The following is a 12833-nucleotide window of genomic DNA, read 5'->3' on the forward strand; positions in this document are numbered from 1 at the left end:
GCCAAGGTCATATTGAACAGGACAAACTCTCGGTTCTCTTGGTTTCGTTTGTCTCTTTGGGAAAATCGGGCTCCACTTTTCCCTGACAAACTCTAATCGGCGATGTCGGCGAAGCCGGCCCCAATGCGTCCTTGGAGCCGGGCTGCGAACGGGTTCGGTCTTCTCAATTCCCCATCGGATTCTGACCGGGGACGACCTTGCGGAAGGTGCTCCAATGTTCCGCGATCTTGCCGTTGTGGACCCGGAAGACAGTCAGGATGTTCCATTCGTAAACCGCACCCGGCACGACCGGATCCGGCGCGAGTTCGCGCATCATCAGGCAACCGACCTCTCCGTCGAGAATGACGCTCACCACGGGCGGCGGCGTCGAGCCAGCTATCGGCACCAGTCGGAACTGCTCTATGAGTTTTTCGCGGCCATGGCCGAATGCATTCGGGTCGTGCTGGATGTAGTCCTCGGCGATGTACTTCGTCATCACCTCAACGACCCGCTCTTTTACGACATTGTCACGGACGATCCTGGAGAGGTCGGCTTCGAACTCGATCAGTAATCGCTTCATCGCTGTGCGCTCTGGCGATGGATCCGCCGCGACCGCGGCTTTGAACTCTTCGTTATCAAGCCAGTTCGTGTAGATAGCAGGATCGCTGATCTCAGCGATGCCGTTGACAATTGTGAATCCACTCACTGTCTGGGGTCCTTTTTTCTGGTATTGTATGGGGTCAGAGTCTCTCAGGTTCAGATTGAACCAGACAGACTCTCGCCTCTCTTGTTTTCGTTTGTCTTTTCGGGAAAACCGGGTTCCAATGTTCCCTGACAAACGCTAAAGCGCCATCACGACACTTAAGTCGGCGCACCAATCCGATCACCGTGACACGGCGTCGGCATATAGAGTAATGATTTGTACTAGGCCTTTCGCGGACGTCGCGATTCAATCCGGTCAATTATGTTGACTGGCATTTCAGCTGAAAGGCACCGCCGGACAACGGACGGCTTACCAAGCATAGGGCGCATATCGCGCGACTGTGTGGACATGTGAACTCCTCCTTTGATTGATCGCAACCCAAAGGTGCTTTTAGATCAATCCCTCCGAAACTGATCTAAACGGTACAGTACAGAAATGTCAAGCGCTTTTTGCCGGCCTTGCCCCTTGCGAAAACACCGCCGAGCCGAGCGTCTACTGGTGAGGCGATGGGTGTTGCGACATAGACATTGTCCACCCTCTGGTGTCCGTCAGCTTACTGTCGAATCACAGAATGGCTGACCGATTCCAGTTGTTATAGCTGTTCGAATTGGTTGAACCGGCCACGAATAAGACGTCGATAATCATCAATGATCACGGCGCCTTTTTCTTCATTCTCATGCAAGGCCAGACGAATTGCAGCGCTGGCGAGCTGGAATAGCAAATAGACGGCGCGCGCATATTCCTGCCTGCAACTTTCCGCCAGAAAGCCCTGTGTACTCCGACTGAACTGGTCGGCCTGCCGGAGGGTTTCCTGGATGTCGAGGTCATGCAGCGCCTTGTCGGCATGGACGGCATCGAGCAGGTCCTGCACAGCAGGGTCGCTCCGGACGCGATTATAATAGAAATCAACGATCATTTCCGCCGCATCGCCAATACCAGAGGCATCCTCAATGTCCTGAAGAGCCGTATCTATGACTTCGCGCGTTCCCTCGGAATATCGTTCAAAAAGCGTAGCGATGACTGCGGTTCTGTTTGGAAAGTAATGGTAGACGGTCGCCAGAGACATGTCGCTTGCAGTGGCAATGCCGCGCATGGTGACAGCAGCGCTGCCTTTTTGACCAATCAGCTCCATTGCTGCCGAAAGGATATCGTCAATACGGTCTCTGCTGCGCTCCTGGCGGGGCTGTCTCCGCAATGTCTTTTGGTCGCTCGTCATAGCGTGCTCCGCTTTCGAGTTGACAAATTTGTGACATACGCCAAAGTAAAAATTGACACAGTGTCAGCTTTTCTCAATTACCATAGCAAATGGGCATGCTGGCGCACAGTGAGAAAGCAGAAATGATTGGGGTTACATAAAAATGGCCTTAAGGCCCGCCGGTCGGTGTGGCCGAACAAGCCTCCTATAAACAGAGGAAGTTACGATGGTTTCAGGCGAAAATGTATCGTGGAGCAATTGGTCAGGCACCGTTGAGACCCAGCTGAAAGCAATTCTTCGTCCCAGCACGAATGAAGAGTTGAAGAATACCATCCGCTCGGCGCCAGGACCGCTCCGCCTCGTTGGCTCGGGCCATTCATTTACGCCGCTTGTCTCGACCCCTGGAACGATCGTCGATCTGTCGGCTTTGTCCGGTTTGATCGATTATGACAGTGACGCCCTGACCGCAACGATTGGAGCGGGTACCAAGCTGAGCGATCTGGCGGAATTGCTCGCCGGGATCGGTCAAGCGCTGCCCAACATGGGCGATATCGACAAGCAGTCTGTCGCCGGCGCGCTTGGCACCGCAACGCATGGTTCGGGCCTTAGCCTGGGCGCTTATCACACTCTGTTGAAAGGCATGCAATTCATCGATGGTCGCGGCACGCACCGGGAATTTATAGCCGGACGCGATGACGAGATGATCCATGCGACCGGCGTGACGCTCGGTAGTTTCGGAGCCTTGACTGCCGTTACCTTTCAGAATGTCCCGGCTTATAATCTGCGCCGCAAGCGGACAATGATGCCGATTGGCGATACGCTTGAAAACTTCGAAAGCCTGATGGCAGCTCATCGATCGGCGGAGATTTTCTTTGTTCCCTTTGCCAATCATGCGCTTTTTCAGACTCTGGATATCACTGACGAACCGGGTGATTTTCAAGTGACCTCGGAGGACGAAAACGGTCTTGCGACGCTGAAGAAACTCAGAACCTTTCTGCGATGGTTTCCCGGCTTGCGACGCAAATTGATCGGCAATGCCATGGCGAAGCTGTCCGACGAGGAGGCCGTGGGTGAATGGATGAAGGTCTATGTCACCGACCGCCAGACCAAGTTCAATGAAATGGAATATCATCTACCGTTTGAAGAGGGAGCCGGGGCTCTGGCAGAGATCATCGAACTGATTGAGAAGCGCTTTCCGGAAATCTACTTTCCCATTGAAGTCCGCACCGTCAAAGGGGACGAATTCTGGCTCAGCCCCTTCTACAAGCGTGACACGTGTTCCATAGCCATTCATCACGGCATCGGTGAAAATCCGGCAGCGTTCTTCCTTGCTGCGGAAGCCGTGTTCCGTAAGCGGGGTGGGCGACCGCATTGGGGTAAATTGCATAACCTGAGGGCTGCCGATCTGGTCGGCATCTATCCGCGATTTAAGGATGCAATGGAGATCAGATCCGAAATAGATCCCGAAAATCGCTTTATCTCGCCTTACATGGCGACGCTGCTTGGGGTGCGATAATGGCTGAAGCCGACTATTTCCGGATGCTCTCCGAAGCACTTTCCCAGGCCGACCTGTTTCGTCCCGTGCTTGTTGTCGATCGAGATAGGCTCGATGCAAATATTGCCACGATTGCACGCGGTCTTGCGCCGGGTCTTGGCTTAAGGGTCGTCGATAAGTCTCTGTCATCGATCCCATTGCTTGAGCGCATTCTGACACAAGCCGGAACGATGCGCCTGATGAGCTTCCATCTGCCGATGACCTGCGCCGTATTGGAGGCGTTCCCGAAGGCAGAAATCCTGTACGGGAAACCGCTTCCCACAAGAGCGCTTGCGGCGTGGATGCGGCTCGCTTCTCCGCATCTGGTCGCGGATCTTCTGCGCCGCACCGTGTTTCTGATCGATAGCCCGGACCGGCTCGATCAATATGCGGCACTGGCGCGCGAAGCGGGGCAAACAATCAGAATAGCCTTTGAGACGGATACCGGCATGCATCGCGGTGGGTTCGAAACACCTGATGCGCTGGCTGCCATCTGCGCCCGTGCCGTTCAGCAAAAGGAATTGAGAATAGAGGGGCTTGTCGGCTATGAGGCGCATATCCCGGAGGTTGCTCGTCTCATCGGAGGCGCTGCGGAGCAGGAGAAAGTTGTCTCGCGTATCAAGGCCTTTGTTTCGGTTTTTCCGGAAGGCGCATGTGCCATCGCCAATACGGGAGGCAGTAAAACCGCGCTCTCCTATCATGATGCCGGTGCCGCGAATGAAGTCTCCGTGGGCTCGGCTTTTCTGAAACCGACGGATTTCGACATGCCCTCTCTTCAGGCCGTGCAGCCTGCCGTGTTTATTGCGACGCCTGTGTTGAAAGTGGAGGAGGTTCGCCTGCCGGGGCCTCCGCTGCTGACAAGCCTGATGCAGGCTATCGGCCTTTTCCCGCGCAAGGGGTGTTTTCTCTATGGCGGCAAGTGGATGGCCAAGCCGGTTTTTCCCAAAGGCATGCGGGAAAACAGGATCTGGGGGCTTTCATCCAATCAGCAGTTAATGGCTCTCCCTTACGACAGTACTTTAAAGCCCGACGACTTTGCTTTCTTTCGCCCAACCCAGAGCGAAGCGGTGCTGCAACATTTCGATGGAATTCATGTTCTTTCAAAAGGCCAGATAATAGAAACCTGGCCCACTCTTCCGCCCGGTTGACAGTGCGCCCGGTTGACATGGTAGGCTTTTGATGTTTTCAGGCACCGGTTCCATTTCAGTTCCGGTGCCTTTTTAGTCTCGTGTCTTATAAATCTCATTCAAAATTGCCATTGGCATACTCAGAATTCGATCAGATAACCCAACCCTACCGCGACGGCCCAATCATGCTTGGCGGTAGCATCATAGGTCGCTCCGGCGCTGACGCTTTGTGAACCGGCAGTGAGGTAAGACACGGAGGTTCCGAGATCGAATTTACCGAATTTGGTTTTGTACTCTGCGCCTAATCCGAGGGACCACGTGTCGGTGGTGATATCTGCTCCGGTTCCGACGCCTTCATCCCAGGTCACGTTGATGGTTCCAGAGAGTTTTTCTGTAAATTCATGACCTACACCAATCTGCACCGTATAGCCGTCCTTGTAGTTGAAGGCCTTGTTGCTTGTGCCAAGCCCGGTGACGTCATATCTGAAGTTTTGAAGAACGCTCCAGTCTGTCCAGGTCAAGGAACCGTAAACCAGCCAACCCGGCGCTACGCCGGTCTGGGCAGACAGCTTGATCGACTGAGGCAGGGTTCCGGTTCCATCAGCCGGCGCCGTGTCTGTCACACCGGCGGCGGCGGCAAGCGCTGAGGGCGTAAATGTCCCTTCCGCATCGTGCGACACCTGCGACCGGTACATGATCTGAAAACGCATGGCATATTCGGGAATGTCGTAAGCGGCGCCCACTCGGTAGCCTAAAGCACCGTCATCCTTCAGTCGAATGTTACCGTAAAGGGTATTTTCCTTGTACTCGAAACTTTCCAGAAAGACGCCGCCGATCATGTAAAAGCGGCCCGGCCCTGCGTCCACCCGCACATCGCAGGTCGCACCATATTCATCCGTCGAAAACTGCATTTTTGAGGTGGGATTGACGAGTGCCAATCCCTGACTCACAGCTGTGGTATATTCGGCGTTCTGCGCCTCACTTCCATACGTTGCAGAGGCGCCAAATGGTTGCGTATACGTCAAAGCGCAGGCAATACCGGAACCAAGCGTTGCCTTGACGGCGGCGCTTGGTATCCAAAACTCATCCGAATAGGCTTTATCAGAGGCACGTGCGCCGTTCAGGGTTGAAAATGAGCGGCTTGGTGAGACATATATAGCTCCGCTCCGTAAACTATAGTTTCCATCCGTAAAGAGAATATCAGTGTCGGCCTCGCCGCGGCTAAAGCCGCCCGCGACTGCAACGTAAGGCACAAACGATATTGCACCCACCCATATTGCCAGCGCAAATTGAGGCGCTCGCCAAGAATATTGACTGCTCATTTCGTTCCCTTTTTTTATGTAGCATCGACGACATCGAGTTCCCGAAATTATTATTTCCCAGTTTTCGGTTTGATGCTTTCCTGCATTCTCAGTATCGATCACCCCCGGTATTGTTTAGGGTGCTATTCATTCGGTGCCTGTCTCGATTCATGTCTTTAAACAGGTCGCTTCCTCCAGCGGAGGGATGGCCGAACTGCAACATATCAAAGACCGGTAATTTGTTGCTTTCTCCCTCGTCAAAGCGAACTGAAATTGCTCAGCATATGGCGGATCCCCAATTTGATGACGATAAATTGGACCGCGTTTCCATCAAGGGAAAACCTGGTCATATTGGTGTCATATGAGGCCAAGTCTTACCTAACGGACAGGACGATGCTGCTTGTCTGGTATTGGGTTCAGACGCTTGCTCCAACCAATGACGCGGCAAGGCCATAATCAGTCCTCAAGGAAACCGATAGCTTACGCAGAAGTCTGCCGCAGTGGATCCTATATTCACCGGCATGACACGAAAAATTATAGAAAATGACGCTTCATATTAGTCGCGTATCATGAACCTGGCCAGCAATTGCGCCAAGCGCCCGAAAGGAGGCATAGCGAGGCGTGCGGGGTTGAAAATACGGACTTTTGCAATGCCTCGGGCATGGGAAAAACGCTTGAAGCCCTCATGGCCGTGATAGGCCCCCATGCCGCTTGGTCCGATGCCGCCAAAGGGCAGATCATTTTGCGTGATATGCAGCAGCGTGCCATTGATGGTGACATTGCCGGAAATCGTGTTCAACAGTGTTTTTTTCTCGGTCGCCCGGTTTCCAGTGAAGATATAGAGCGCCAGAGGGCGCGGGCGCTCGCGGACAAATTTCAACGCTGTGTCAAAATCCTCATAGGGAATAAGGGGCAGGATTGGTCCGAAGATTTCCTCCTCCATCAGCAAGCAGTTGGCAGGCGGATCGATCACCAGCGTGGGTGCGATCACGCGCCCTTGAGAGGGCATGGCGATATCAGCAGTGATGAGTTTGGCCCCACGGGCGCGGCATTCCTCAATGCCCTTGAGCAACCGTTCATGCGCTCGAGCCCCGACAAGGCTTGAATACTGTTCTTGCCCTGCGTCTTGTGGCCCCGCGTGTTGTGTCCCCGCCTGTCGTGGATAAAAAGCCTCTGCCTGAGAGATCAGCGCGGATGCAAGGTCTCCAAGTTTTGATTTTTCGACCAGAACATAGTCCGGTGCAATGCAAGTCTGGCCCGCATTCATCAGCTTTCCAAAGGCGATGTCACGGGCTGCATCGGCAATAGGATAATCCGGGGCGATGAGTGCGGGCGACTTGCCACCAAGTTCCAGGGTGAGCGGTGTCAGGTTAGCAGCTGCTGACGCCATAACCTTGCGACCCACCGCCGTTGAGCCGGTGAAAATCAGATGATCGAACGGCAGGGCAGAAAAGGCTGCGGCAATCTCCACCCCTCCTTGGATAACGGCAACCTCCTCCGGGGAGAAATAAGCTTCGACGAGCTTTGAAAGAAGAGCCGATGTTTCCGGCAGCAATTCCGAAGGCTTGATGATCGCCCGGTTTCCGGCGGCCAAAATGTCAATCAGCGGTCCAAGGGCCAGCAGAAGCGGATAGTTCCACGGCACCATAATACCAATCACCCCGAGCGGCTGGTATTGAACCCAGTTTGAAAGCTGCAGAAACTCAATAGAGCGTCCACGGCGTTCGCGTTTCATCCATCGGCGTAGATGAGACCGTGTATGGCGAAGCGCGCCCATGAGCGGAGCAATCTCCAACTGCACCGTTTCATGATCGGACCTATGACCAAAATCCCGCGAAACCACATCGCACAGCGCTTGCCGGTTCTCCTTCAGCAATCGGCCGATCCGGTTAAGGCGGTCCCGACGCAAGGATAGTGACGGATAACTGTCATGCTGGAAGGATTGACGCTGGCGTTCCAGAATAGACTGGAGAGTTTCAATGGCCATATCGAACAAGTTTCACTCCGCTATTTATTGACGACGGTCGCTGGAAAGCTACGGTGGAGATGGCCAAAGATGATTGCTGCAAAGATCGCCGCGATTGCCAGTGGCAAGAGACAGGACCAGGCGAAAAGGCTTGGATCGTAGCCTTCAAAGATTGGCCCGGCAATTGCGGTTCCCATCGTGCCCCCCAAGACGGCGACCACTAACGTTCGTGACATCACCGACCCGTCGGGGTCGTTTTCGGTCAGTATACCTGTGATAAACGGGGTCACGATATAGAAACCGATATTAACCAGAACCTGTGTCATGACGAAAATCAGGGGTGTTAGCATGGTGAACAGGAAATAGATCGACATCGCCATGATCAGGAAACCCAGTAGCACGGCTGGCAGTCTTTTGGCCTTGTCATGGGTGAAGGAAGGAATGATCGCTCCCAGGAAGCCTACCAGCGATGATAGGGCAAGATAGAAGCCAACTTCACCATTGCTCAGCCCCACTTTTTCCCCCACATAACCGCAGACTGCCCATTGCGCCGCCTGCACCCCATAAACGAGAAATACAACCATCATTGCAAGCAGCATTTTCCCATTGTTGAGTTTGGTATGACGACTTGCCACAGGAAGTCGGGAAGAGCGCCTGGCGACGAAAAAAACAAGTGGTGCCAAGATGACGGTAAACGCCCCCAGCATGAGAAAGACAGGCGCTCCGGCGTCGGCCGGTGGCATCAATGATACCACAAAAAGCAGCAGCCCCATGGCAGTTCCGCCAATCAGGCTAAGCGCGCCCCAGTATCTCTCGGCATTGGCAAGCGAGGCGAGGCTCATCGAAACGAGGCTGAACAAGGCGCCTTCCCCCAGGCCGGTTGCAAATCTTGCAGTGGCAAGACTGTAAGGGTTTTGAAGCCAGAAACTCAGTGCTTCTCCGGCTATGACCGCGACAATGCCGCCAATCGCTACTGCTTTCCATGATCTAAGTGCCAATTTGGCTAGGAATATCCCGTAAAACGCAATGCCTGCGAGTTCCGCGCTGGCGACGATTGTCGCCATTGCTTCGCTATAGCCGGTCAGTTTGCTCATCGACAGAACGACGACGGGCATGACCATTGTCCCATTCAGTGCTACCGCATAGGCGGCACTCAAGCCGAGTATCCATAAAAGCATCGTCATTCTCCCAGAGAGCTTGCCCCTCAGAGAGGTTGGTCCCTAGAGAGGCCGGGTCGCTTTTCGCTTACCCAATGTTCCGCCTGTTATTATTGTCCGGCCCTTGAAGAGCGCGGTGAAATTCAGAATAGGAGGACGACACCGCATCACAAGGGAGTTCGGGGACACTGTGGTATCATATCCGGCCAATCTATCTCCCAGGACATCCCCGGCATTGACTGTCGTCATGGAGGTGTCTTTGTATTTCATGCTCCGCGCAGCGGATATACTCGGCCCGAATGGACAACAGTATGCGGAGGTATATTGTACAGTTGGGGTAAATGCCGCATGATACCTGCTATTTCCGGTCATAACCGGCTCTGTTGAAGGAGAATTGAGCAGGAAGCCGGCATGGCTGGCGCGGGGGGAATGAACGTGGAGGATAAGTCATAAGGGGGGTCTGATGAAGACAGTCGATGCGCGTTACGTGACTGCCAATATCCCGGCGTTTCTCATTCGTAGCCTCGTGATGACGCTCACGGATTTTGGCCTCGACGCCTCGCGATTAACGGCTGGCCTCGGCATTCCCATGGAGGATCTCGCCGACCCAGCCTGTCGGGTTTCTTTTCGCCAGGGACGTGAGGCGATCCTGCGCGCCATGAAAATGACCAGGGGCAAGGCGCTTGGATTGGAGACCGGGATTCGCGAAAAGATTACCTCTGTCGGCCTTGTCGGTTATGTGATGATAACGGCAGCGACTGTGGGTGATGCGGTTAAGCTTGGTCTCGACCTGCAAAAAGATACCGGCAGCATGCTGGAATTCGACACCAGGGAAAGCCCGGAGGGTGTCGTCGTCACGGCGGCAAGCCGTTTTCACGATCCCGACATCTATGTTTTCCTGGTGGAAGAGGCTTTTGCCAGCTTCATGGGGGTCGCACACGGTCTTGTCGGGGAGGGCTTCAAGCCGGTCCGGGTCGATTTTGCTTATCCGGCGCCAGCGCATACGGAAGCCTATCAACGGGTCTTCGGCTGTCCTATTCGATTTGGCCAGATGGAAAACGCGTTCATCTATGATGCCGCCTGGTACAAGCAACCGCTGCTGACGTCCGATCCTCTTAGCCACCGCCAGCTTCTTGAATTCATGGCCTATAACCGGGCCCGAAGCCGCGAGGCAGCCGAAATTATCGAATCCGTCGAAAGGGTTCTCCGGCAGAAACTGCATAGTCGCACGCATATTTCCAAGGTGGCGCGTGCGCTTGGTATGAGCGAGCGCACCTTGCGTCGCAGACTTGCCGAGAGCGGGGTTTCCTTCCAATCGCTTCTGGATGATCTTCGCAAGAACCGCACGCTCGAACTGTTGGGCAACAGGAACATGTCTGTCGAGCAGATCGCATTTGCGGTCGGATTTTCGGACCCTCATAATTTCCGGCGCGCCTTCCGACGTTGGACCGGCACCACGCCCGGTGCGCTTCGTGCGGATCTATCGCCTATTTGACCGGTAAAGACCCCTCAAAGGACAGCTTCACCGCTACGCAAATTGCGGTTTTTTCCTCTATTATAGGTGCAATATCCAATAAAAATGGGGAGCGACCTGGATTATATCCAGGCTGCATGCACGGCAAGAGATGGCCAAGTCTGACCAATATATTTTATCGATCGATCTTGGCACCAGTGGCTGCAAGGTCGGATTGGTGTCGATTACCGGACACGTAGTTGCCTGGGCATTTCGGCCGGTTCCGCTCCAGGTCATCGATACGATCGGGGCAGAGCAGGACCCCTCGCAGTGGTGGAACGCCTTCATCGAGGCAAGCCAGGATGTGCTCCGCCAGAGTGCGGCATTGCGCCAGAATATTGTTGCGATCTGTTCATCCACCCAAGGTGAGGGAACCGTTGCCGTTGACCGTGACGGCAATGTGCTGATGAATGCGATTATCTGGCTCGATATGCGCGGCGCCCGATATCTGAAGAAGGAAATGCGGGGGGCAATGAAGGTCGCGGGCTATGACGCGATCAAGTTGCAGAAATGGTTGAGGCTGTGTGGCGGCGCTCCGGCTTTGTCCGGCAAGGACCCTGCGGGTCACATGCTGCTGATCCGCGATGCTTTCCCTGATATTTACGAGAAGACCTACAAGTTTCTCAATGTTCTCGATTTCTTCAATCTGCGTCTGACGGGCCGGTTTTGCGCCACGCAGGATTCCATTCTCACCTCCTGGGTGACAGACAACCGCGATGTCAACCATATCCGCTATGACGACGGGTTGATCGGTGCCAGCGGCATCGACAAGGCGAAATTCCCCGATCTCGTCAGGTGTACGGATATCGTTGGAACCCTGTTGCCTTCCGTTGCCGATCTGTTGGGCCTGTCGCCAAAAACACCGGTCGTTGCCGGTGCCATCGACAATTCAGCCGCCGCGATCGGCGCTGGAACGCTGGCCGATTATGACGCCCATCTCTACATGGGTTCATCGTCCTGGATCTCGGCGCATGTGCCTTTCAAGAAAACCAGTGTCATGGACCAGATCACGTCGGTTCCTTGTCCGGTGCCGTCGAAATACCTGATGATCGCCATGCAATCGAGCGGGGCGAGCAATATCGCCTTCCTGAAGGACCGCATTGTCTTCCATGACGATGGCCTGATCGATTCCGAACCGACGCCTGATACCTACAGGCTTCTCGATGAGATTGCCGCCCGCACCCCTGCGGGAGCCGCCGGCATGATGTACCTGCCCTGGCTTTTCGGCGAACGCTGCCCTGTAGATGATCCGACCCTTCGTGCCGGGATCTTCAACATGAGCATGGAGCATAACCGCGAGACCCTTGTCAGGGCCGTCTTCGAAGGCGTGGCGCTCAATACACGCTGGATGATGAAGCCGGTCTCGCGTTTTCTCGGTCGCAGGCCTGAGGCAATCACCATGATCGGCGGTGGCGCGATGTCGCCTGCCTGGTGCCAGATCTTCGCGGATGTTCTGGGCGTCCAGATCCGCCAGCCGCATGATCCGATGAAGGCCAATGCACGCGGTGCGGCCTTCATCGGGGCTGTGGGTCTCGGCCTCATACAGTTCGACGAGGTCGCGCGGCATGTGGTGATCGACAGGATTTACGATCCCGATCCGGCAACGCAGCGGCTCTATGACGAGCGCTTCGGTATCTTCACGGAACTCCATCGGCGCCTAGCGCCGCTTTACAAACGTCTAAACGGATCAAAGGGCAAGATTCATGGCTAAATTCATGGCCCAGCGGCAGGAAATTGCCGATATGAGCCGCTATTTCGCGGATAATGGCTATTTTGCTGGAACCGGCGGCAATATCGGCGTCCGCGTCGACAGAAAATTGATGGCGGTTACTCCCTCGGCCTCCGACTACTACACGGTCGAGGCGAAAGACGTGGTGATCCTCGATATCGAGACCCTCGACATTGTCGAGGGCGACAAGACACCGACCATTGAAAAAGGACTGCATGCCAGGATGCTCCTTATGCATCCTAACCGTCATGCCAGTGTTCATACACACCAGCCCATCGCAAGCGCCGTCGCGCTGCTACATGAAAAACTGCCCTGGCCAAGGGGCAGCGATCTCAACGAGCTTGGTCCCCACGTCGCGCTTATTCCCTACAGACCGTCGGGCACGGGAATGCTGGCTAAAATTTTTGCGAAATCTCTGCGGCCCGACATCTTTGCGTATCTTCTGGCCAGTCACGGCGTCATCTGTGCGGGGGCCGATCTCAAAACCGCTGCGGGCATGATCCGCAAAATCGAAGCCGCTGCCGCCGCCCATCTGCGCGAACGCATCAACAAACACGTCAATCTGGATCGGCAACTCCAGGCGTTCATTCTGAACGTTCTGGACAAGGCTGAGACCAAGGGAGCTTGAA

At 54.8% G+C, this 12833-nt stretch carries 10 protein-coding genes; 5 read left to right on the forward strand and 5 right to left on the reverse strand.

All coding sequences use genetic code 11. The annotated features are described in order from the left end of the window. Window positions 1-163: 163 nt before the first annotated feature. A complete protein-coding gene (locus G6L01_RS18815; RefSeq protein ID WP_070168045.1) occupies window positions 164-685 on the reverse strand; it encodes a hypothetical protein in 522 nt (173 codons plus the stop codon). Between the two features lie 589 nt (window positions 686-1274). Continuing rightward, window positions 1275-1898: a TetR/AcrR family transcriptional regulator gene (locus G6L01_RS18820; RefSeq protein ID WP_070167926.1), complete on the reverse strand. Its 624-nt coding sequence runs from the start codon at window positions 1896-1898 to the stop codon at window positions 1275-1277. Window positions 1899-2103: 205 nt separating this feature from the next. Here G6L01_RS18820 and G6L01_RS18825 point away from each other — a divergent pair, with 205 nt between their 5' ends. Next, window positions 2104-3393, forward strand: a complete 1290-nt coding sequence (locus tag G6L01_RS18825) for a D-arabinono-1,4-lactone oxidase (protein ID WP_070167927.1) — start codon at window positions 2104-2106, stop codon at window positions 3391-3393. After that, entirely contained in the window at window positions 3393-4559 is a 1167-nt protein-coding gene (locus G6L01_RS18830) for an alanine racemase (protein ID WP_070167928.1), read from the forward strand. The genes G6L01_RS18825 and G6L01_RS18830 overlap by 1 nt, the downstream gene beginning before the upstream one ends. 119 nt (window positions 4560-4678) lie before the next feature. On the opposite strand, the gene G6L01_RS18835 is transcribed toward G6L01_RS18830, so the two are convergent. From G6L01_RS18835 to G6L01_RS18845, 3 genes are all read right to left on the reverse strand, one after another. Continuing rightward, window positions 4679-5860 carry an OmpP1/FadL family transporter gene (locus tag G6L01_RS18835; protein WP_070167929.1) on the reverse strand — a complete coding sequence of 394 codons (1182 nt, stop codon included), beginning with the start codon at window positions 5858-5860 and terminating at the stop codon, window positions 4679-4681. Window positions 5861-6395: 535 nt separating this feature from the next. Further along, window positions 6396-7826 carry a coniferyl aldehyde dehydrogenase gene (locus tag G6L01_RS18840; RefSeq protein WP_070167930.1) on the reverse strand — a complete coding sequence of 477 codons (1431 nt, stop codon included), beginning with the start codon at window positions 7824-7826 and terminating at the stop codon, window positions 6396-6398. A 20-nt stretch (window positions 7827-7846) separates the two neighbouring features. Beyond that, window positions 7847-8989, reverse strand: a complete 1143-nt coding sequence (locus G6L01_RS18845) for an MFS transporter (RefSeq protein WP_070167931.1) — start codon at window positions 8987-8989, stop codon at window positions 7847-7849. Window positions 8990-9425: 436 nt separating this feature from the next. Between G6L01_RS18845 and G6L01_RS18850 the strand changes: the two genes are divergently transcribed. From G6L01_RS18850 to G6L01_RS18860, 3 genes are all read left to right on the forward strand, one after another. Next, the gene (locus G6L01_RS18850) at window positions 9426-10457 is read left to right on the forward strand and encodes an AraC family transcriptional regulator (protein ID WP_070167932.1); all 1032 of its coding nucleotides are present in this window, start codon (window positions 9426-9428) and stop codon (window positions 10455-10457) included. A gap of 130 nt (window positions 10458-10587) precedes the next feature. Then, window positions 10588-12186 (forward strand): xylulokinase, encoded by a 1599-nt coding sequence (locus G6L01_RS18855; RefSeq protein ID WP_070167933.1) that lies wholly within the window; start codon window positions 10588-10590, stop codon window positions 12184-12186. Then, window positions 12179-12832, forward strand: coding sequence for a class II aldolase/adducin family protein (locus G6L01_RS18860; RefSeq protein WP_070167934.1), 654 nt, complete (start codon window positions 12179-12181; stop codon window positions 12830-12832). The genes G6L01_RS18855 and G6L01_RS18860 overlap by 8 nt, the downstream gene beginning before the upstream one ends. The last annotated feature ends 1 nt before the right edge of the window (window position 12833 follow it).

This window comes from Agrobacterium vitis (assembly GCF_013337045.2).
GTDB classification, from domain to species: domain Bacteria; phylum Pseudomonadota; class Alphaproteobacteria; order Rhizobiales; family Rhizobiaceae; genus Allorhizobium; species Allorhizobium vitis_B.